The organism is Stenotrophomonas sp. CFBP8994 (assembly GCF_034044835.1).
GTDB lineage: Bacteria > Pseudomonadota > Gammaproteobacteria > Xanthomonadales > Xanthomonadaceae > Stenotrophomonas > Stenotrophomonas rhizophila_A.
Genome location: NZ_JAXCWT010000005.1, coordinates 116640 through 135081 on the forward strand (window position 1 = coordinate 116640; position 18442 = coordinate 135081).

The window sequence follows — 18442 nt, forward strand, 5'->3', positions numbered from 1 at the left end:
CGGCGGGGATTGTAGAGAGGGGATGTAACAAACGCAAATGGGAATGATTTACAGCGTCACGTCTCGCTCCAGCGACGCAACAGGTTGTGATACACGCCGGTCAACTGCAGCACCGCCCCCGGATCGCCGCCGGTCACGCGCAGCGTCTCGATCGCGCCATCCATCTCCAGCAGCATCCGCCGTGCGCCATCGTCGCGGACCATGCTCTGTACCCAGAAGAACGACGCAAGCCGTGCTCCCTGCGTGACCGGGTTGACCTTGTGCAGGCTGCTGGACGGGTACAGCACCAGGTCGCCGGCTGGCAGTTTCACCTCATGCTCGCCGTAGGTATCACTGATGACCAGTTCGCCCCCTTCGTAGTCCTCCGGCGCATTGAGGAACAACGTGCATGACACGTCCGAGCGCAGGTGGCTGCGCACGCCTTGACTGTCGGTGATCATTACCGCGCCATCCACATGGAGGCCATACTCGCCACCGCCCTGGTAGCGGTTGAAACGCGGCGGCAGGATGCGTAGCGGCAGTGCGGCGGCGAAGAACAGCGGGTGCCGTTCCAGCGCCGCCAGCACGATCCTGCCCAGCTCGGCCTTCAGCGGTGAGGCGTCAGGCAACTGCTGGTTGCGCTTGACCTGCGCGCCCTGCACGCCCACGGTCTCGCGGCCGTCGGCCCAGTCTGCCGCGGCAAGCGCGCGCTGCAGGTGGGCCAGTTCGTCGGCGGTGAGGAGATCGGGAACGTGCAGGAGCATGGCAGGGTCCTTGGTGGATCAGAAGCGGAAGTCCGCGCTGAACAGCACGCTGCGCGGGGCGCCCGGGGTGTAACGGTAGCCGCTCTTGTTGATCGCGGCCACATAGTCCTTGTCGAACAGGTTGTAGGCGTTCAAGCGCAGCACCAGGTGCTCGTTGATTTCATACGAAGCCACTGCGTCGTACACCGTGTACGACTTGGTGAACGCCGGCGTGCCAACCGCGCCATCGGTACCGCGGTGCATGCGGCCGGCGTAACGCACGCCACCGCCCACGGTCAGGCCGAACGGGAAGGTGTAGCTGGTCCAGCTGGTGAAGGTCGCGCCCGGGGTGTAGGTCAGGTTGCGGGTGCCGTCGGCGGCCACGTTGGCGCCTTCCTCGACTTCGGTATCCAGGTGGCTGTAGCCAGCCGACACCGACCAGTTGTCGGTGATGCGGCCCACCGTGGACACCTCGATGCCCTGCACCGACTTCTTGCCGGTCTGGGTCGGGTTGCCGGCGTCGTCGAGCACCTGGGTGTTGATCTCGTTGCTGACCTCGGTCTTGAACAGCGCGACGTTGAAGGCCAGTGCATCATCGAGGAAGGCCCACTTGGTGCCCACTTCAAGCGTCTTGGCCTTCTGCGGATCCAGGCTGGGGTTGTCGGCGCTGCTGGCCGAGCTGCTCAGCTGGAAGTTGCTGCCGCCCGGGGGCTGCTGGGACAGCGCGTAGTTGCCGTACAGGCTGACGATGTCGCCGACCTTGTACACGGCGCCCAGCTTCCAGTTGAGCAGGGTGTCGGAATGCTCCAGCGACGGATTGGGAATCACCGTGCCCACCGGGTTGCTGCCGCACGCCGGGCCGCGCCCGCCGCACACCACCGCGCTCTGGTACTCGGTCTTGTAATGGTCCGCACGCAGGCCGGCGGTGACCAGGAAGCTGTCGGTGAAGTTCAGCGTATCGAACAGGTACACCGACGAGGTGGTGGTCCTGCCACGGCTGTCGGCGCCGTTGTGTGCCCAGGTCAGGCCGGTGGCGTTCCAGTCCGGGTTGTACAGGTTGGCCGGCGACCAGGTGGTGCCGTTGGTGGCGGCCTGGCCGAAGCTCTTGAGTTCTTCGCGGGTGAACTCCACGCCGGTGCTCAGGTTGTGCACGATGGCGCCGGTGCTGACGTCCGCGCGCAGGTTGAGCTGGTCGGTGAGGATGGTGTTCTGCTGGTCCTTGAAGGTCGGCAGGCTGCGCGCGATGGTGTAGGTGTCCAGGTTGTTGCGGTCGGTGTAGCGGATGTTGCCGGTCGGCGCACCGTTGGCGCCGCGCGTGCCGGTGCCCATGAAGGCGGTGAGCATGTAGTCCTGGTCGGTACGGCCCCAGCGTGCGGTGTTGGTCAGGCGCACGCTGTCGTTGAAGTCATGCTCGATGCGGAAGGTAGCCATCTTCGCGGTGACATCGTCATGGTCGGCGCGGGTGCCGTAGAAGTTCTCCGGGTTCACCGGATGGCCAGCCAGCGGTTCCAGCGTGGGCTGCGGGGTCCAGCCGGGCAGGCCCAGGGTGGGTACGCCGCCGTCGGGCACGTTCTGCTGGTCCACATAGAGCAGGTTGAGGATGTAGCGGGTGTTGGTGCCCAGACCAAACGCCAGCGACGGCGCGATGCCCCAGCGCGAGTTGTTCACGTGGTCGCGGCCGGGCTGGTCGCTGTCTTGCCACATGGCATTCAGGCGCAGCGCGCTGGTGGCGCCAAGGGACTGGTTCCAGTCGGCCGACGCGCGCTGCTGGCTGTCGCTGCCGACCGACACGGTGCCGCTCACCGCGTCATGCAGGTTGGCCTGCTTGCTCACCATGTTGATCGAACCGGTGGGCGCGGAGCGGCCGTTGTCGGTGCCGGCCGGGCCCTTGGACACCTCCACCTGCTCGGTATTGAACACATCGCGCGAGATCGAGCCGACATCGCGCACGCCGTCCACGAAGATGCTGCTGGAGGTATCGAACCCGCGCATGAAGATGCTGTCGCCGGTGTTGGTGTTGCCGTTCTCGCCGACATAGAACGTACCCACGCCCGGGCTGTTGCGCAGCGCATCGGTCAGCGTGGTCGCGCCCTGCTGGGTGAACAGGTCGCGGCTGATGATCTGGATGGTCTGCGGGGTGTCCTGCAGGGACTGGGTGAACTTGGGCGAGGCGACCTTGTCGACCTTGAAGCCGCGGGCGGCCTGCACCTGCACCTGGTCCAGCGTACGCGGGGAGTCACTGGCCGACTCGGCCTGGGCGGCCACCGGCAGCATGGCCAGGCTGAGGCCGGTGACGAGGCTGGCGGTGGCCAGGCTGGCGGCACTGCGGGCGGGGGAGGAATGCTTGCGGCTCTTGATCATGGTGGTGATGGACCTGGAAACGGGAAGAGGAATGCCATCGAGCGCGCACGGGTGGGGCGCGCACGCAGGGGCATGGACGGTCGAGCGAAAGAGATGCGATGTGCAGGGGGCGTTGGGCGCCCTGCGTGGCGAGGTGCCTGGAGCGGTCAGGCGCTCGCGGGCGGCGCCTGCGACAGATGCGAACGCAGTGGTCGCGATCGGATGGCCGGCATGGCCCATGCGGCGGGTGACGCTGCGGTGCGCGTGCCTGCCATGCACGACGGAAGCGACGTGGCACGTTCGGCAGGGTCGGGGCGGCCGTTCTCGGCTTCCTTTTCCGCTGCGGCGCAGGCGTGGACAGCGACCGGGGCGCGGTCTGGTACAGGTATGCCGGACACCTGCAGCGATTCGCCGGCGGCCATCGCGGCCACCGTTCCCGCGCGATCCATCGAACCCTGCGAAGTGCCCAGTCCAGCCACGACGGCCAGCAGGCAGAACAGCACCGCCGCGGTCAGCAGCAATGGGGTCGAGCAGCGGTTGGCGGTGGCATCACTGGCGGCAGCCATGAGGCGGTAGTCGGTCAGGCCGGGAAGGCGAATACCGATAAATTAACAGAAACGATAATGATTCGCATCCACTGCCGTGCGGCGGGCATCACAGAACCGGCCAGGGGCCGATTCAAGTTTTCTATCGGCTCGGTGAGACTCAGTCGCGGTCGTCGCGGGTCCAGACCCCGTCAAACTCGCGCTTTACCGGGAACTTCGGCACCGCCGTATAGGCCGGGGCGCACAGGGCACGGCCATCGCGCACGTCAAAACGCGCGCTGTGGAGCACGCATTCGATGCTGCCTTCCTCGGTATCGAACGTGCCCGAGGACAGCTCGAATTCCTCGTGGGTGCACTGGTCTTCCAGGGCGAACAGCTCCCCGTCCAGGTTGAACACCACGATCGGCGTGCCGGTAACCTCGTCGAAGGTGCTCTTCATCTCGCCCGGCAGCAGTTCGGCCGTGGCGCAGACGAAGGTCCAGGTCTCGCTCATGCGTGGGCCGCCAGCGGCTTTTCCAGGATCTCGAAGCGCAGGTCGTCGCGCTTGGGAATGCCGAAGCGCTCATCCCCGTACGGGAACGGTTTCTTGATGCCGGTGCGCTGGTAGCCACGGCGCTCGTAGAAGGCGATCAGCTCATCGCGGATGTCGATCACCGTCATCTGCATCACTGCCACGCCCCATTCGCGCGCGGCGTGCGCTTCGGCCGCGTCCATCACCTGCTTGCCGATGCCACCGCCCTGCTGGGCCGGGTCCACCGAAAACATGCCGAAGTAGCCCTTGCCGTGGTCGTCGGCCACGTGCGCGCAGGCCAGCAGTTGGCCGTCGCGTTCGGCCAGCAGGACGGTGCTGCGCGGGCGCTCGATATCGGCTTGCAGACCGGTTGCGTCAATGCGCGCGCCGTCCAGCATGTCCGCTTCGGTGGTCCAGCCGGCGCGGCTGGCGTCGCCGCGGTAGGCCGAGGTGACCAGGGTGATCAGGGCGGGAATGTCGGCCAGCGTGGCCGCACGGAAGGTCAGGGTGCTCATGCCGTCATTCTAGAGCGGGGCGCCGGTGGCGGGTAGCAGTGGCGTTGCCTATGTAATGCCGCTTTTTGATAGGAACGGTGCGTTGGCCGTGCGGATCGGGCACTGGCAGGATCGTGCGGCTATGAAGTCCACTTTCCTGTCCTGCGTGTTTCTGTTGGCGCTGCCTGGCTGCGGCGAAGGGCCCCCGACGGACGACCGCTACCTGTCGCCCCGCCAGTTGGCCGTGGTGACCGCCGCCGCCAAGGATGACGACCTGGTGGCGATCAAGCGGCTGATCGCGCACTACGAAGCCACCCCTGGCAATGACGTGCCGGCCGCGCGCTGGCGGCAGCGCGCGCGCGACCTGGGCGATGTCCAGGAGCTCTACTACCAGGCGGCGTCGCGTTTCGCTTCCGCGCGGGTGGCGGAGAGTGCCGAGGCGCGCTTCCGTCTGCTGGCCGAAGCCCAGGACGCGGCCAAACGCGCCTACGAGCGCGCGCCGGAGCATGCCAACCTGCTGCTGGTCGAACAGATCGAGCGCGAGATGCGCACGGCGCTGACCGAATAACACGCCTGCGCGGGCGCTCAGCGGATGAAGAATTCCACCGGGAACGAGAGTTCCACCGGTGCCGGCCGGTCGTCGGGCACGGCCGGCAACGGCGCGGCCCGGCGGAAGGTATCCAGCGCGGCTTGGTCCAGCATCGCGTAGCCCGAGCTCTGCTCCACCGTCAGCGCAAGCAGCTGGCCATCGCGGGCCAGGCTCACCCGCACCTGCACGACGCCCTCATGGCGGCGCGCCCGTGCGGCGTGGGGGTAACGACGGAAGCGTTCCAGCCGCGCCATGACCCGGCCTTCCCAGCTGTCGCGGCCGGGCGTGGTATCGCTGGGGCCGGGCGGCAGCGGTGGGCTGGGCGGCGAGGCGGCGACTGAGGCCTGCTGTTGCAGCGGCGCTGGCGAATCCGGCTTGGGCTGCGGCGGGGTCGGTGGCGGGATCACCCAGTGGGCCGTCTCGCGCGGCGGCGTCCTGGGCAGGTCGCGCGGGGGTTCGGGCTTTTGCCGTTGGAGCGTGGCCGCCTTGCTGGGGGTAGGCGCCACGATGTCTTCCAGCGGCACTTCCGGTGCTCGCGGCGGCAGCAGCACCAGCTGGGTGCGGTCGGCCGGCGGGGGCGGCAATGCCGGCGTGCTGGCAACGTGGGTCCAGAGCAGCAGCGCGATGACGGCAGCGTGGGCCAGCACGGTCAGGCTGCCAGCGAGCGTGCGCGCATGGCGTTCGGTGAACGAGGCGCGTGCCCGCGGACGGCCCGGGGCACCCTGGTGCGGGCCCTGCAGGCAAGCGTGCAGCGGTGGGGTGCTCGCGGCACTGGGAGCGACCGACGACATCCAGTGGCATTAATGAGAAGGGTTCTCATTATGGCATACGCGCTTCGTCGTATGCTCTGGCGGGGGAAAGGGATGGGGCGCAGGATGGGGCTGAAGACGCAACACCGGGAAGGGAGAACGGCGCGGCATATCGGCGTCGTCGGACTATTGTTGTCGACGCTGCTGGGTGCTGGTTGCGCCCAGCGCCCGCAGTGCACCTACACCTTGTCCACCAGGGATCCGCACAGCGGAGTTTCGCAGCATTACTGGTCGAACATCGAGCGTGAGCTTGGAGGAAAGCATGGCGATCCTTCGCGAAGCCTCGGTGTCCATCTGATCGGGAGCAGCCTGGTCCCGACCGCATCGCAGAAAGACCGCACTCGGGTGTTCTATGCCCTAAAGGGGCCGAACGAGGAGCTGCTTCAGGCGCGCACCTGCGAAGGCAGCATCACCCGTTGCTCGGCGGAGATCGTCGAGCTGGCATTGGCTGAGTGCAGGAAGACATGAGCAGGCTTCGCTGCTGGGCTGGTCTTCTGTGCCTGTTGCTGCTGGCAGGATGCGGTGGCGATCGATCGGAGGGCCCGTACGTCACCAACCATCAGCCAAGCCGCGTGATCGCGCAAGGCTATGCAAGGGCGTTTGAGCGAACGTTCGCCACAGAGGTGATTCCCCGCCTGCACGGACGCGCGTGCCGGATACATATGGTCGATTTCGTCCACCGGGACGCCACGGTTGGCCGTCCGTCCAGCTATGAGATCTACTATGTAGTGACAGGCGCGCAGGAGAAGATGTTGGGTGCCGGGACCTGCGTGCCGCACCCGCTCGTGGGACCCTGCCTGGGCAGCGTTGGCCGGTCGGCACTGGAGATGTGTGATCCCCCGGAAGTGCCGGAGGCATCACGCGCGGAGTGGGATGACGATAGCGCATTGTCATTTGCACTTGGCGGGCCGAGCACTGTCGAGGTCGCCGTAGTCACGCCCGACAAGCGGTTCGTGATGCTGGCATCGGCGGACTTCCTGTGCCAGGGAGTTTCAAGGGAGGGCGGGCGTCTAAGGATCGATCCGACCAAAGCGACGGGCTACTACTGGAATGCGGAAGGTCGGAAGGAAGAGGTAGTAGCGTTTGCGCAGGTGGGTGCGTACGAAGTTCTTGTGGCAGACAATCTGGAAACCGAACTGGATGGCACCGAATCCGTGATGACCTATGCGAATGCGATGCCCAATGAGTTCTCGGCCAGGGGTACCTGCAACCCCAGGAGGGGGGAATGAATCAAGCGTTCGTGGAAGTCCCGAGTCGTGCTGCCATGGGATTCGATTTCAATGGATTGCCATGAGAAAAGCAGAGTACGCGAAAGTGGCATTCAAGTTGCCCCGTGGGGATGACGGGTATCCTCCCGTGGATTGGGAGAATCTTTGGGCAATCCCTCTCAGTGATGGGAGCTATCTTGTGGATAGCGTTCCCTTCTATGTAAAGCTGATTAGTTCCGGCGATGTTGTTGCTGCGCTGCATGTGGACGGACAGTTGACATTCCAAAAAGTTCTGACCGCAGGCGGACACTCTACGGTCAGGGTGATCGTATACGACGTTGATCGGGTAGCTGAGCTTAGAAGCAAGCTGTCTGGCTTGGGTTGTGCAACGGAGTTGAGTAATGTCCCGTCCTTCTTCGCCGTCGATGTTCCGCCGGACGTCAGTTTTTCTGCTGTGGTGAATTTACTGGAACGCTTTGCCGGGCAGGGCGTCCTGGACTATGAAGAGGCATCCATCCAGCATGATGATTGGGACGTCTAGCTGTGGATGTTGAGTGATTGCCCGGTATTCTGGAGCGCGATAACAGTGCTGCGGCTTCAGGAGTTGCGTAACGGCCCGACATCGGCCTCCCGGTAGTGGGTCTGCGAGACGAGTTTGTTCATTGTTCTGGGGCCCTATCTTCAGGCTCGAGAACGATCGGTGGCTGAATCTGAAGTAGTAGCGATTCGGTAGGTGTTTCGCCCGGCGTTTGGTTATTGACCTCGCCCTGCCTTGATGTCACAAAAGCTTGATTCGAGGACGCTACGCGTGGAGAGCAGAAGCTGGGATGAGGTGCGTAAGCGGCGAATGTTGCTGGCCGATGAGAGGGAGCGTGCGCATCTGCGGTTACGCCACGGCGCTGCTCTGGTCCAGGCTATCAATGAAGCGGCCTCATGTAGCCTGCGTATCGACGACTTCCGGCCCAGGTCATTTGACCGGGACATTGTGTGGCCGCGGGATATTCGCGATGCCCCGGGTCTCGTTCGAGCCTATGTCGGCCTGGCCGAAGCACTCAGGATCATGCGCTGCGTCGAGCGCAGGCTGGGTCCCCTTGAGGGCGAGATTGGCTTTCATGAGAAGGACTATCTTGGATTCGCGCCCGTGAGCGGGTTTGCCGTCACCTCCATGGTGGCGGTTGCGGACTCCACTGGTGATTCGGCCCTGTTCCACTCTGAAGCTGCTGGGGTCGTGATACTCGTGGACTGCTATGGATACAATGCCGAAGAACAGTTCAGCGTGGTGATCCAGGCGGCAAGGGTACCGCCAGGCTTTGATCTAGAGCCCGACCGATGACCTTGGATGAGATGGCTGATCATTACCCGGAAGCCCTTGGGCTCTCCCCGACAACTGCTTGGCTGAACTTCATCGAGTCCATCGTATTGCCGACGATGCCCCCTGATCTGCCCTTCGCGATCCAGGGCTGGGCTGGAATGGCCTTTGACCGAACTTCCTATGAGGATCTGGCACCGGATAGCGTGTGGGAATGCTGGATGGCGGTGCACGACCAGGCGGCCAGCTATCCTTCGGGACTCGGTGCAGTCAGATACAGGAACGCCTCTGATCTGTTGAGCGGCGTCCACATCAAGCCGGATATGGAATCCATTCGCACGTACTGGGATGAGAATTACAGTTTCCTGCGCGACCACTATGTCTTCTCTCTCGACCAGCAATGGATCATTCGACTGGATCAGGATACGACACTGTTCCTGGGAAAATTGGACTTCATGCGATCCGTGGTGGACAGGTTGGGCGGGGTGGCGGAAGTCAGGAAGATGATGGACGACGATTTCATTGGTGGTTCCGACGATGTGGTTGGTCTTGGTGACTATATTGATGGGCTGCTTGCGCCGCTGTGATAGTCAGGGACGACCAATGAGAAAGGTCCATCAAAAATTCATGATCGGGGTTCGCCTCTTTGAGGAATGGCATATGGTTCAGGCGCTTGCGCTTGCAGAGGGACTGGTCAGATCCGAAGACGAGATGGATCGCCACGACGTGTACTCGTGGCGTGGCTTGGTCTTCGAAGACGGTGGTCTATGCTCGGGCCTCACCGGACTGTCCGATGTGCGAACGTCGCGGCGCATGAAAGCGCCGCCAGTGGCAGCTGCAACTGAGGGCAGCGTTGATGAAGCTCTCTGATATTCCCGATCTGGAACAAACGGCAATCAAGCATCTGCTTGAGGCTGAGGGTGTACCGGAAGAACTCAGTGCTCAATTGGGGCGCGTCATTGCTATTGTGCGATCGGAAAGTCGTGTCGGCGTGTACGTCGACTTTATTCTGGAGAGCGACGCGATCCCGCTTTCAGGTGAGGCGGACTTTGAGATTGAGGGTCTGTCGGCTACAGGGGCAGATGGTTTTGGAGTCGAGTTCATTCTGTTCGTGCGAGGTGGCTTTCTCTCCTTCTTGGAGGTATACACTGTGCTCGCTGAACTTCCGGGCTACGCATCACTCACGCTCACCTCCAGTGTCGAGGTAAGGGTTCGCTGTTGACCGGTCACGGCTTGGACACTAAGTCATGAATTGGAAGCACGTTTTCAGTTCTATTGCTCCTCTCGCTACCTGCATCGCCCTGATGTTTTCGATGGGTCGCGCGCCAGCTGCAGAGGTTGCCAACTATGCAGGCTTGGTCAGCGATTCCCAATCTTCGAACGCTATTACTCCTGAACTAAGGAGGTGCATTCGACACTGGGAAGAAATCCGCGCGCAGCGGGTGGAATTGCCCGACCGTTCCATGCGTAATTCCGGTGCCGTGCTCCTTGAGATCGGGAGTGCTGGGTTTCCGAGCTATGGTTACGTTCGTGTGGATGGCACTCTGATGAAGAGTAGTTTCGGACCTGAGCGTGACCTGGGGGCCACACCGCTCGGTCGACATCTCATCAGCTTGTATGCCGACGCGGCTGAGTTGCCGAAGCAGCACACGGGAGGTGAGATGGACGATGGTGAGTGCTATTTTCTTACGGTGTTCGTGCGTGGCAAGACCAGTACTGCGGTTGCCTATGGAGCTGCGGATTCTTTGGGTGTCGATTCATTGATCAAGGAACTCGTTGAATCTGCATCCCGTCCGTAGCTCAGCTGAATGGCGCTCAGCCAATCATGAAGGTGAATGCGCGCGGCTTGGAGGGCATGGAGCTCCGAAGGTTTACGCATGTGGCGCACGACCAACGGTCGTGCGCTACCGGCTCGATGTAAAGGGTCCACGCCATGCAAAACGCCGCGGTTGTCCGCGGCGTCTTCTTGTCAGCGTACGCGGCTGGCGTCAGCCCAGCAGCTTGCGCACCTTGTTCAACGCCGCAATGAATCGCTCGATCTCCGCATGCGTGTTGTAGAACGCGAGAGACGCGCGGCAGGTGGCCGCTACGCCGTAGTACTGCAGCAGCGGGTGGGCGCAGTGCTGGCCGGAGCGGATGGCCACGCCTTCCAGGTCCAGCAGGGTGGCCAGGTCGTGCGCGTGCGCCCCTTCGATCAGGAACGAGACCACGGCTGCTTTGTCCGGCGTGGTGCCGAAGATGCGCAGGCCGTCGATCTTGTTCAGTTCTTCGGTGAAGTGCGCAAGCAGCTCGCTTTCGCGCGCTTCCACGTGCTCCAGGCCCAGCGATTCCAGGTAATCAACCGCCACACCCAAGCCGATGAAGCCGGCGATGTTCGGGGTGCCAGCTTCGAACTTGTGCGGAGCGTCGTTGAAGACGGTGCCTTCGAAGCTCACTTCCTTGATCATCTCGCCGCCACCGAGGAACGGCGGCATGGCATCGAGATGCTCGCGCTTCGCCCACAGTGCGCCCGTGCCGGTAGGGCCGCACATCTTGTGGCCGGTGATGGCGTAGAAGTCGCAGCCGATGTTGGCGATGTCGACCTTGCGGTGCGGCACGGCCTGCGAGCCGTCCACCACGGTGATGATGCCGCGCTTGCGCGCTTCCCGGCAGATCTCGCGCACCGGGTTGACCGTGCCCAGGACGTTGGAGACGTGGGCGACGGCCAGCAGCTTGACCTCGGGGGTCATGGCTTTGCGCAGGGCGTCCAGATCGAGCGCACCTTCGGGGGTGATCTCGGCCACGCGGATCGTGGCGCCCGTGCGCTGGGCCACCAGCTGCCACGGCACGATGTTGGCGTGGTGCTCCATGCGCGAGACGAGGATGACATCGCCGGCCTTCAGCCGCGGCAGGGCCCACGAATAGGCCACCAGGTTGATGGCGAACGTGGTGCCGCTGCACAGGATGAGTTCGCTGGCGCGCACGTTGAGGAAGCGCGCCAGCTTGCTGCGTGCGCCTTCGTAGGCGTCGGTAGCCTCGGTGCCCAGCGCATGCACGGCGCGGCTGACGTTGGCGTTGTAGCGGCGGTAGAACTCATCCACCGCGCCGATCACCTGCACCGGCTTCTGGCCGGTGTTGGCGTTGTCGAAGTACACCAGCGGCTTGCCGTGCACTTCCCGCATCAGCAGCGGGAAGTCCAGGCGCACGCGGTCCCAGTCGGGAGCGGCGGCCGTGTCGGCCACCGGGCGCGGGGTGGAGAGGTTCATGCCACGCCTGCCTTGGCCAGCGCGAGGTCCAGCTGGCGGCGCAGCTGTTCGGTCAGGCGCGCGTCGAGCACGTTCAGCGGCTCGTGGCAGAACGCGGCGCTGAGCAGCTGCTGGGCCTGCTGGGCCGGCAGGCCGCGCGAGCGCAGGTAGAACAGGGCGTTGGCATCGAGCTGGCCGACGGTGGCGCCGTGTGCGGCCTTCACCTCATCGGCGTCGATCACCAGCGTGGGCTGGGTATCGATTTCGGCGTCGGCCGAGAGCAGCAGGTTCTTGTTGGACAGGTTGGCGTCGGTGCCATCGGCGCCGGCACGGATGTGGATGCCGCCGTGGAAGACCACGCGGCTGCGGTTGGCGGCCACGCCACGCCACACCATTTCCGAGGCGGTATCGCGCGCGATGTGTTCGATGCCGAGGCGGGTATCGACATGGCGGCGGCCGTTGCCGAGCAGCACGCCGTTGGCGGTCAGCTGCGCGTTGTCGCCTTCCAGGCGCACGTTGAGTTCGTGGCGGCTGAGCGCGGCACCCAGCTCCAGGTCTACGCGGCGGTACTGCGCGTTGCGGGCCAGCACGGCATCGGTGCGCAGCAGGGCGGTGGCGCGGCTGCCATCGGCCTGCACGCGGGCGTGCGAGAGCACCGCGTCCTGGGCCAGATGGACGTGCACCAGGGTGTTGCCCAGGTGCGCGGCATCGCCGGCATCCAGGTGGTGCTCGACCACGCCGAGCGCGGCACCGGCACGCAGTTCGATCAGGTGGCGGTGATGCCAGGCCAGGTCGCTGCCACCGGCGGCGCTGATGAAGACCAGCTGCAGCGGGGTTTCGACCTGCACGCCGTCGTCCACGCGCACCAGCACGCCTTCATCGGCGAGGGCGGCGTTGAGACGGGCAAAGACTTCTTCGCTGCGCTCGAAGCGGCGGCCCAGGAAGCGCAGGGCTTCCTCGCCGGCGGCCAGCGCTGAGGACAGGGTCTGCACCTGCACGCCGGCCGGCAGCGCCGACACGTCGCTGTGCGCGGCGGACGGGCGGCCGTTGACGAACACCAGCCGCGGCGACGGAATGTCGGCCAGCAGGGCAGGGTCGATCTCGGGCGCGGCCAGCGGCGCGGGCTGGAACGTACGGCGTTCGAGCTGGCGCAGCGAGGTGTATTTCCAGGCTTCGCTGCGCGGGCCCGGCAGGCCGGCCTGCAGGGCGGCATCGAGCTCGGCGCGGCGGGCGTCGCTGCCGCAGAAGCCGGCGGCGAGGGAATCGAGCAGGGCGCTCATCAGACCGCTGCCTCCGGCACCACGCGGTCCTTCAGGAAGTGGTAGCCATGGGCTTCCAGTTCCAGGGCCAGTTCGGGGCCGCCGCTCTGCACGATCTTGCCGTCAGCCAGCACGTGCACCACGTCCGGCTTGATGTAATCGAGCAGGCGCTGGTAGTGGGTGATGACCAGGAACGAACGGTCCGGCGAGCGCAGCGCATTGACGCCGTCGGCCACGCTCTTGAGCGCGTCGATGTCCAGGCCGCTGTCGGTCTCGTCCAGGATCGCCAGCTTCGGCTCGAGCACGGCCAGCTGGAAGATCTCGTTGCGCTTCTTCTCGCCACCGGAGAAGCCTTCGTTGACCCCACGGTGCAGCAGCTCATCCTTCAGGTGCAGCACGGCCAGCTTCTGGCGCACCAGCTTGAGGAACTGCATGGAATCGAGTTCTTCCTCGCCGCGCGCCTTGCGCTGGGCGTTGAGCGCGGCGCGCAGGAAGTAGGTGTTGTTCACGCCGGGGATTTCCACCGGGTACTGGAAGGCCAGGAACAGGCCGGCGGCGGCGCGTTCTTCCGGCGCCAGCTCCAGCAGGTCGCGGCCTTCGAACTGCACGCCGCCTTCGCTGACGTCATAGCCTTCGCGGCCGGCCAGCACGTTGCCCAGCGTGGACTTGCCCGCGCCGTTGGGGCCCATGATGGCGTGCACCTGGCCCGGCTTCACGTCCAGCGACAGGCCCTTGAGGATTTCCTTGTCGCCGATGCGGGCGTGGAGGTTGTCAATCTTCAGCATGATACGAATCCAGTAGTGCCACGCCATGCGTGGCAAAAAAATCAAACGAAGGCGCGACCGGTCAGCCCACGGAACCTTCAAGGGAGACTTCCAACAGCTTCTTGGCTTCCACCGCGAACTCCATCGGCAGCTCGCGGAACACCTGCTTGCAGAAGCCATCCACGATCATCGAGACCGCGTTTTCCTGGTCAATGCCACGCGCGCGGCAATAGAACATCTGGTCATCGGAAATCTTCGACGTGGTGGCTTCGTGCTCCACCGTAGCGCTCGGGTTCTTCACCTCGATGTACGGGAAGGTGTGCGCGCCGGAGGTCTTGCCGATCAGCAGCGAATCGCACTGGGTGTAGTTGCGCGCGCCATCGGCATTGCGGTCCACCTTGACCAGGCCACGGTAGGTGTTCTGGCCACGGCCGGCGCTGATGCCCTTGCTGACGATCTTGCTCTTGGTGCGCTTGCCGATGTGGATCATCTTGGTGCCGGTGTCGGCCTGCTGGCGGTGGTGGGTCAGCGCCACGGAGTGGAACTCGCCCACCGAGTCATCGCCCAGCAGCACGCACGACGGGTACTTCCAGGTGATCGCCGAACCGGTTTCGACCTGGGTCCAGGTGACCTTGCTGCGCGCGCCACGGCATTCGGCACGCTTGGTGACGAAGTTGTAGATGCCGCCCACGCCATTCTCGTCGCCCGGGTACCAGTTCTGCACGGTCGAATACTTGATCTCGGCGTCTTCCAGCGCCACCAGCTCGACCACCGCGGCGTGCAGCTGGTTCTCATCGCGCATCGGCGCGGTGCAGCCTTCCAGGTAGGACACGTACGCCTTGTCCTCGCAGATGATCAGGGTGCGCTCGAACTGGCCGGTGTGGCCGGCGTTGATGCGGAAGTAGGTGCTCAGTTCCATCGGGCAGCGCACGCCCTTGGGAATGAACACGAAGCTGCCATCGGAGAACACGGCCGAGTTCAGCGCGGCGAAGTAGTTGTCGCCCACCGGCACGACGCTGCCCAGGTACTGCTTGACCAGTTCCGGGTGTTCCTTGATGGCCTCGGACATGGAACAGAAGATCACGCCCTTTTCGGCCAGTTCCTTGCGGAAGGTGGTGCCGACCGAGACCGAGTCGAACACTGCGTCCACGGCCACGCCCGCCAGCTTGGCGCGCTCATGCAGCGGCACGCCCAGCTTGTCGTAGGTGTCCAGCAGTTCCTTGGGCACCTCATCCAGCGAGGCGTACTTCGGGCCCTTGGGCGCGGAGTAGTAGCTGAGCGCCTGCAGGTCGATCGCGGCGATCTGAAGCTTGGCCCAGTTCGGCATCGGCATGGTCAGGAAGTGGCGGTAGGCATCCAGGCGCCACTGCGTCATCCATTCCGGCTCTTCCTTCTTGGCCGACAGGGCACGGATGGTGTCCTCGTCCAGGCCGGGCGGCAGCGAATCCGATTCGATGTCCGTGATGAAGCCGGCCGAATACTTGCGGCCGAGCTGCTCGTGGATCTCGCGGTTGGGGGTGTCGCCGGGGGCGACGGTGTCGAGGATATCGGTGGCCATGGGGGCTGCCTGTGGATCAGGAGACGACATCCGCCGCGATCACGCGGCGGGGGGCGTCAACAAGGGGAAGAGGGGGCAGGATCTGCGCCAGGGTGACCTTGCGAAGTGCGTCGGACACCACGTCGTTGATCATCCGCCAGCTGCTGCGCGCGCCGCATTGCAGCTCGCGTCCGCACTGGCTGTGGTCGTGCGCGCACTCGGTCAGGCCCAGCGGGCCTTCCATGGCTTCGACGACCTCGAACAGGCTGATCTGGTCGGGACGGCGGGTCAGCCGGTAGCCGCCGCGCACGCCGCGCAGGCCTTCCACCAGCCCGGCCTGGGCCAGGGGCTTGAGCAGCTTGCTGACGGTGGGCGGCTCGAGGCTGGCGAATTCGGCCAGTTCGGTCGCACTGAGAACCTCGCCCGGGCGAGCGGCAAGGACGGTCAGGACGACGGTGGCGTAATCGGTGAGCTTGGTGACGCGGAGCATGGGAGGGCAGAGCCATAAAGCGGACTGAAATTGTACGCTTTTATGCCCGGGCATCCAACCCGTCCTGTTCAGGTGCTCGAAGCGGGGCGCCAGCAGGGGCGCGGTGCGGACGTGGTTGGGCAATCACAAAGATTAAGCGAGAATCGACCATCCCAACGTAATGGCCAGCCACATGCCCAAGAAGATCCAAGCCCGCAAGTCGACCATTCACGGCAATGGCGTGTTCGCGCTGGCGCCGCTCAAGAAGGGCGAGCGGGTGATCCAGTACAAGGGGCTGCTGCGCAGCCACGCCGACGTGGATGCCGATGATACCGGGGATGTGGAAAGCGGTCACACCTTCCTGTTCACCCTGAACGACGATTACGTCATCGATGCCAACTACAAGGGTAACGATGCGCGCTGGCTGAATCACAGCTGCGACCCCAACTGCGAGGCCGTGATCGAGGAAGCGGAGGGCGACAACCGCCGCGAGGACAAGGTGTTCATCGAGGCGATCAAGGACATCAAGCCGGGCGACGAGCTGACCTACAACTACGGCATCACCCTGGCCGAGCGTCACACGGCACGCCTGAAGAAGATCTGGGAATGCCGCTGCGGGTCGAAGAAGTGCACCGGGACGATGCTGCAGCCCAAGCGGTAAAGCGCCCGCAGGCGCTTTACCGCGGTAGCACCCGACCGTTGGTCGGGTGACATTGCGTACCGACCCACGGTCGGTACCTACCGGCCACGCGACGTCCACATGCCAGTCACTCTCCGCCAATGCGCGGATCTGCATGGTAGGGGCTCACTTTTTCAAGGAGCCCCCACATGGCACATGACCTCAACGGCAAGCGCGTCGCCCTGCTCGCCACCGATGGATTTGAGCAGTCCGAGCTGCAGGAACCCAAGCGCCTGCTGGAATCCTGGGGCGCCAAGGTGTCGGTCATCGCACCGGGTGACGCCAGCCAGATTCGGGGTTGGAAGGACAAGGACTGGGGCGACAGCGTACCGGTGGACCAGCCGCTGGAAGGCGCCGACGCCGCCAGCTACGACGCGCTGGTGCTGCCGGGCGGGGTGATCAACCCCGACAAGCTGCGCACCCAGGCGCCGGCAGTGGCGTTCATCAAGGCGTTTGCGGCGGCCGGCAAGCCGGTCGCGGCGATCTGCCACGGTCCCTGGCTGCTGGTGGAATCCGGCCTGGCCAAGGGTCGCAAGGTGACCTCGTGGCCGTCGCTGAAAAGCGATCTTGGCAATGCGGGCGCGCAGTGGACCGATGAGGAAGTGGTGGTGGACAACGGGGTGATCACCAGCCGGAAGCCGGATGATATTCCGGCGTTTTCCGAGGCCGTGGCGAAGGCGCTGGTTGGATGAACGAAGGGGTGGAGCCGGGCCGTGCCCGGTTCCACGCCAGCCGGGCAGGGTCCGGTTTACCGGCCGAGGACGCCAGCGGGGACCAGCGTGCCGAGGTCCTGGTTGAAGGTGACCACCAGCTTGCCGTTCTTCACCTGGGCGGACTGCACCTGCAGCGCGCCAAGCATCGCGCCGACGGTCGGGTCGATCTTGTAGATCGGCTCACGGCGGGCGTAGTCGACCAGGAACGCGTTGAGCAGCTCGCGGGTGCGTGAGTCCAGCCTGCCGCCGTTGTTGGCGGGGGTGAAGTCGTCCACGGTCGGCTGGTCCAGGTGGAAACCCTGGGTCTGCGCGTCGTAGCGCAGGCCGCTGCTCAGCTTGACCTTGCCCAGTGGCGCGGGCGCGCTGCCGGCAGTCGCCAGCGCCACGTCAAAGCCCAGGTCGAGGCGGTTGCCCTGCGGCAGGGTCAGCTTGGGGTGGCTCATGGTCATCGCGATCAGGCCACCGAGGGCGTCCTGGGTGCGCGGGAAGCTGCCGTCCAGATACTGCTGGACGTCCGTGGCACCGACCGATAGTTCGCGGCCGGAAATGCTCGGCGCCGCCTGCGCGCCGACGGCGGCAGCAATGAGGACGGTGCAGGCGGCGAAGCGGGTCAACAGGGGGCGTAGCGTCATGATCGGCAGGCGCGGCAGGGAGGTGGTGACACCATAGCGCGTCGGCCTGAATCAGCGCTTCATGGGCTCCTGCGTCGCTGCGCGGTCACTCCAGCGCCGGCTGCAGCGAGGCGCCGAGGATCTCCCACCCGCTGCCATCCGGGCGCGGTTGCAGGCGGTACCAGCCGGTGTAATGGAAGGTGCCTTCTGCGGTGATCGCCCGGATGCGTACCGGCACCTCGCGCAGCCGCGACGGCTGGGCGGTATCGCGGGCGATGGGAATGTCGGTGTCCACGCGCAGGTTGCGCAGTTGCGGGATGCCGCGCAGCACGGCGTCGTCCGGGCGTGCGCCGGTGTGGCCGCCGCTCCAGAACGCGTCGGAGCTTTTGCGATCGCTGCCCAGCAGCGCATAGATGTAGTTGCGGACAGTGATGGTTTCGCTCGGCGCATCCGGGGCTACCGCGCTCAGTACCGGCGGCGCAATGGTGCCCAGGCCTTCGCCCTGGGCGGGAGTCGTCTCGGCGGATGCGGCGGCAGGGTCGGTGGCCGCCGTGCCCGCGGGCGTTTGCGTCGGCGCCGGATCTGGCTGGCACGAACACCCGGCAAACAGCAGCGGCAACAGGAACACGACTCGACGCATGGCAACACCCTCCCCGGTG

24 protein-coding genes are annotated in these 18442 nt (G+C 64.9%); 11 read left to right on the top strand and 13 right to left on the bottom strand.

Translation table 11 applies throughout. The features are described from left to right. Window positions 1-56 precede the first annotated feature (56 nt). The 5 genes from SOM39_RS14880 to SOM39_RS14900 all read right to left on the bottom strand — a co-directional run bounded on the left by SOM39_RS14880 (window position 57) and on the right by SOM39_RS14900 (window position 4633). Window positions 57-743, bottom strand: coding sequence for a Fe2+-dependent dioxygenase (locus tag SOM39_RS14880; RefSeq protein ID WP_320458768.1), 687 nt, complete (start codon window positions 741-743; stop codon window positions 57-59). An 18-nt stretch (window positions 744-761) separates the two neighbouring features. Continuing rightward, complete coding sequence (locus tag SOM39_RS14885) at window positions 762-3092, bottom strand: catecholate siderophore receptor Fiu (protein ID WP_414715886.1); 2331 nt, start codon at window positions 3090-3092, stop codon at window positions 762-764. A 137-nt stretch (window positions 3093-3229) separates the two neighbouring features. Continuing rightward, window positions 3230-3628, bottom strand: coding sequence for a hypothetical protein (locus tag SOM39_RS14890; RefSeq protein WP_320458770.1), 399 nt, complete (start codon window positions 3626-3628; stop codon window positions 3230-3232). A 139-nt stretch (window positions 3629-3767) separates the two neighbouring features. Continuing rightward, complete coding sequence (locus tag SOM39_RS14895; RefSeq protein WP_068849893.1) at window positions 3768-4100, bottom strand: non-heme iron oxygenase ferredoxin subunit; 333 nt, start codon at window positions 4098-4100, stop codon at window positions 3768-3770. Next, window positions 4097-4633: a GNAT family N-acetyltransferase gene (locus SOM39_RS14900; protein WP_217538039.1), complete on the bottom strand. Its 537-nt coding sequence runs from the start codon at window positions 4631-4633 to the stop codon at window positions 4097-4099. The genes SOM39_RS14895 and SOM39_RS14900 overlap by 4 nt, the downstream gene beginning before the upstream one ends. Before the next feature lie 121 nt (window positions 4634-4754). Here SOM39_RS14900 and SOM39_RS14905 point away from each other — a divergent pair, with 121 nt between their 5' ends. Next, window positions 4755-5180: a hypothetical protein gene (locus tag SOM39_RS14905; RefSeq protein ID WP_306989557.1), complete on the top strand. Its 426-nt coding sequence runs from the start codon at window positions 4755-4757 to the stop codon at window positions 5178-5180. A 17-nt stretch (window positions 5181-5197) separates the two neighbouring features. On the opposite strand, the gene SOM39_RS14910 is transcribed toward SOM39_RS14905, so the two are convergent. Next, window positions 5198-5992 carry an energy transducer TonB gene (locus SOM39_RS14910; protein ID WP_320458771.1) on the bottom strand — a complete coding sequence of 265 codons (795 nt, stop codon included), beginning with the start codon at window positions 5990-5992 and terminating at the stop codon, window positions 5198-5200. Between the two features lie 84 nt (window positions 5993-6076). Between SOM39_RS14910 and SOM39_RS14915 the strand changes: the two genes are divergently transcribed. The 8 genes from SOM39_RS14915 (at window position 6077) to SOM39_RS14950 (ending at window position 10326) form a co-directional block, all read left to right on the top strand. After that, window positions 6077-6478 carry a hypothetical protein gene (locus tag SOM39_RS14915; RefSeq protein ID WP_320458772.1) on the top strand — a complete coding sequence of 134 codons (402 nt, stop codon included), beginning with the start codon at window positions 6077-6079 and terminating at the stop codon, window positions 6476-6478. Continuing rightward, a complete protein-coding gene (locus tag SOM39_RS14920; RefSeq protein ID WP_320458773.1) occupies window positions 6475-7239 on the top strand; it encodes a hypothetical protein in 765 nt (254 codons plus the stop codon). The genes SOM39_RS14915 and SOM39_RS14920 overlap by 4 nt, the downstream gene beginning before the upstream one ends. A 61-nt stretch (window positions 7240-7300) precedes the next feature. Continuing rightward, on the top strand, window positions 7301-7759 hold the full coding sequence (locus SOM39_RS14925) for a DUF4265 domain-containing protein (RefSeq protein ID WP_320458774.1): 459 nt from the start codon (window positions 7301-7303) through the stop codon (window positions 7757-7759). Between the two features lie 306 nt (window positions 7760-8065). Then, entirely contained in the window at window positions 8066-8551 is a 486-nt protein-coding gene (locus SOM39_RS14930; RefSeq protein ID WP_320458775.1) for a hypothetical protein, read from the top strand. Then, window positions 8548-9114 (top strand): hypothetical protein, encoded by a 567-nt coding sequence (locus SOM39_RS14935; RefSeq protein ID WP_320458776.1) that lies wholly within the window; start codon window positions 8548-8550, stop codon window positions 9112-9114. The genes SOM39_RS14930 and SOM39_RS14935 overlap by 4 nt, the downstream gene beginning before the upstream one ends. Before the next feature lie 16 nt (window positions 9115-9130). Then, window positions 9131-9397, top strand: a complete 267-nt coding sequence (locus SOM39_RS14940; RefSeq protein ID WP_320458777.1) for a hypothetical protein — start codon at window positions 9131-9133, stop codon at window positions 9395-9397. Next, window positions 9384-9749, top strand: a complete 366-nt coding sequence (locus SOM39_RS14945) for a hypothetical protein (protein ID WP_320458778.1) — start codon at window positions 9384-9386, stop codon at window positions 9747-9749. Before SOM39_RS14940 ends, SOM39_RS14945 begins: the two co-directional genes overlap by 14 nt. 25 nt (window positions 9750-9774) lie before the next feature. Further along, complete coding sequence (locus SOM39_RS14950) at window positions 9775-10326, top strand: hypothetical protein (RefSeq protein WP_320458779.1); 552 nt, start codon at window positions 9775-9777, stop codon at window positions 10324-10326. A 189-nt stretch (window positions 10327-10515) separates the two neighbouring features. Here the strand turns inward: SOM39_RS14950 and SOM39_RS14955 are convergent, their stop codons facing one another. The 5 genes from SOM39_RS14955 to SOM39_RS14975 all read right to left on the bottom strand — a co-directional run bounded on the left by SOM39_RS14955 (window position 10516) and on the right by SOM39_RS14975 (window position 15801). Then, window positions 10516-11772 carry a cysteine desulfurase gene (locus SOM39_RS14955; RefSeq protein ID WP_093533355.1) on the bottom strand — a complete coding sequence of 419 codons (1257 nt, stop codon included), beginning with the start codon at window positions 11770-11772 and terminating at the stop codon, window positions 10516-10518. Beyond that, window positions 11769-13031: a Fe-S cluster assembly protein SufD gene (gene sufD, locus SOM39_RS14960; RefSeq protein ID WP_320458780.1), complete on the bottom strand. Its 1263-nt coding sequence runs from the start codon at window positions 13029-13031 to the stop codon at window positions 11769-11771. Before sufD ends, SOM39_RS14955 begins: the two co-directional genes overlap by 4 nt. Continuing rightward, the gene (gene sufC, locus SOM39_RS14965) at window positions 13031-13795 is read right to left on the bottom strand and encodes a Fe-S cluster assembly ATPase SufC (protein ID WP_068854574.1); all 765 of its coding nucleotides are present in this window, start codon (window positions 13793-13795) and stop codon (window positions 13031-13033) included. Before sufC ends, sufD begins: the two co-directional genes overlap by 1 nt. Window positions 13796-13856: 61 nt before the next feature. Further along, window positions 13857-15332: a Fe-S cluster assembly protein SufB gene (gene sufB / locus SOM39_RS14970; RefSeq protein WP_320458781.1), complete on the bottom strand. Its 1476-nt coding sequence runs from the start codon at window positions 15330-15332 to the stop codon at window positions 13857-13859. Window positions 15333-15348: 16 nt separating this feature from the next. Then, complete coding sequence (locus tag SOM39_RS14975) at window positions 15349-15801, bottom strand: SUF system Fe-S cluster assembly regulator (protein WP_068849911.1); 453 nt, start codon at window positions 15799-15801, stop codon at window positions 15349-15351. Window positions 15802-15973: 172 nt separating this feature from the next. Here SOM39_RS14975 and SOM39_RS14980 point away from each other — a divergent pair, with 172 nt between their 5' ends. Both SOM39_RS14980 and SOM39_RS14985 read left to right on the top strand, forming a co-directional pair. Then, complete coding sequence (locus tag SOM39_RS14980; RefSeq protein WP_068854575.1) at window positions 15974-16441, top strand: SET domain-containing protein; 468 nt, start codon at window positions 15974-15976, stop codon at window positions 16439-16441. A 167-nt stretch (window positions 16442-16608) separates the two neighbouring features. Continuing rightward, the gene (locus SOM39_RS14985; protein ID WP_320458782.1) at window positions 16609-17151 is read left to right on the top strand and encodes a type 1 glutamine amidotransferase domain-containing protein; all 543 of its coding nucleotides are present in this window, start codon (window positions 16609-16611) and stop codon (window positions 17149-17151) included. A 56-nt stretch (window positions 17152-17207) separates the two neighbouring features. Here the strand turns inward: SOM39_RS14985 and SOM39_RS14990 are convergent, their stop codons facing one another. Together SOM39_RS14990 and SOM39_RS14995 are read right to left on the bottom strand one after the other, a co-directional pair. Continuing rightward, window positions 17208-17804 (bottom strand): DUF1439 domain-containing protein, encoded by a 597-nt coding sequence (locus SOM39_RS14990; protein WP_320458783.1) that lies wholly within the window; start codon window positions 17802-17804, stop codon window positions 17208-17210. 85 nt (window positions 17805-17889) lie between these two features. Further along, window positions 17890-18423: a hypothetical protein gene (locus SOM39_RS14995; protein ID WP_320458784.1), complete on the bottom strand. Its 534-nt coding sequence runs from the start codon at window positions 18421-18423 to the stop codon at window positions 17890-17892. Between the last annotated feature and the right edge of the window lie 19 nt (window positions 18424-18442).

Bases quoted from the DNA above. Each gene is read 5' to 3' on its own strand.
- SOM39_RS14880 (WP_320458768.1), bottom strand. From the start codon at position 743: ATGCTCCTGCACGTTCCCGATCTCCTCACCGCCGACGAACTGGCCCAC.
- SOM39_RS14890 (WP_320458770.1), bottom strand. From the start codon at position 3,628: ATGGCTGCCGCCAGTGATGCCACCGCCAACCGCTGCTCGACCCCATTG.
- SOM39_RS14895 (WP_068849893.1), bottom strand. From the start codon at position 4,100: ATGAGCGAGACCTGGACCTTCGTCTGCGCCACGGCCGAACTGCTGCCG.
- SOM39_RS14900 (WP_217538039.1), bottom strand. From the start codon at position 4,633: ATGAGCACCCTGACCTTCCGTGCGGCCACGCTGGCCGACATTCCCGCC.
- SOM39_RS14905 (WP_306989557.1), top strand. From the start codon at position 4,755: ATGAAGTCCACTTTCCTGTCCTGCGTGTTTCTGTTGGCGCTGCCTGGC.
- SOM39_RS14910 (WP_320458771.1), bottom strand. From the start codon at position 5,992: ATGTCGTCGGTCGCTCCCAGTGCCGCGAGCACCCCACCGCTGCACGCT.
- SOM39_RS14915 (WP_320458772.1), top strand. From the start codon at position 6,077: ATGGGGCTGAAGACGCAACACCGGGAAGGGAGAACGGCGCGGCATATC.
- SOM39_RS14920 (WP_320458773.1), top strand. From the start codon at position 6,475: ATGAGCAGGCTTCGCTGCTGGGCTGGTCTTCTGTGCCTGTTGCTGCTG.
- SOM39_RS14925 (WP_320458774.1), top strand. From the start codon at position 7,301: ATGAGAAAAGCAGAGTACGCGAAAGTGGCATTCAAGTTGCCCCGTGGG.
- SOM39_RS14930 (WP_320458775.1), top strand. From the start codon at position 8,066: ATGTTGCTGGCCGATGAGAGGGAGCGTGCGCATCTGCGGTTACGCCAC.
- SOM39_RS14935 (WP_320458776.1), top strand. From the start codon at position 8,548: ATGACCTTGGATGAGATGGCTGATCATTACCCGGAAGCCCTTGGGCTC.
- SOM39_RS14940 (WP_320458777.1), top strand. From the start codon at position 9,131: ATGAGAAAGGTCCATCAAAAATTCATGATCGGGGTTCGCCTCTTTGAG.
- SOM39_RS14945 (WP_320458778.1), top strand. From the start codon at position 9,384: ATGAAGCTCTCTGATATTCCCGATCTGGAACAAACGGCAATCAAGCAT.
- SOM39_RS14950 (WP_320458779.1), top strand. From the start codon at position 9,775: ATGAATTGGAAGCACGTTTTCAGTTCTATTGCTCCTCTCGCTACCTGC.
- SOM39_RS14955 (WP_093533355.1), bottom strand. From the start codon at position 11,772: ATGAACCTCTCCACCCCGCGCCCGGTGGCCGACACGGCCGCCGCTCCC.
- sufD (WP_320458780.1), bottom strand. From the start codon at position 13,031: ATGAGCGCCCTGCTCGATTCCCTCGCCGCCGGCTTCTGCGGCAGCGAC.
- sufC (WP_068854574.1), bottom strand. From the start codon at position 13,795: ATGCTGAAGATTGACAACCTCCACGCCCGCATCGGCGACAAGGAAATC.
- sufB (WP_320458781.1), bottom strand. From the start codon at position 15,332: ATGGCCACCGATATCCTCGACACCGTCGCCCCCGGCGACACCCCCAAC.
- SOM39_RS14975 (WP_068849911.1), bottom strand. From the start codon at position 15,801: ATGCTCCGCGTCACCAAGCTCACCGATTACGCCACCGTCGTCCTGACC.
- SOM39_RS14980 (WP_068854575.1), top strand. From the start codon at position 15,974: ATGCCCAAGAAGATCCAAGCCCGCAAGTCGACCATTCACGGCAATGGC.
- SOM39_RS14985 (WP_320458782.1), top strand. From the start codon at position 16,609: ATGGCACATGACCTCAACGGCAAGCGCGTCGCCCTGCTCGCCACCGAT.
- SOM39_RS14990 (WP_320458783.1), bottom strand. From the start codon at position 17,804: ATGACGCTACGCCCCCTGTTGACCCGCTTCGCCGCCTGCACCGTCCTC.
- SOM39_RS14995 (WP_320458784.1), bottom strand. From the start codon at position 18,423: ATGCGTCGAGTCGTGTTCCTGTTGCCGCTGCTGTTTGCCGGGTGTTCG.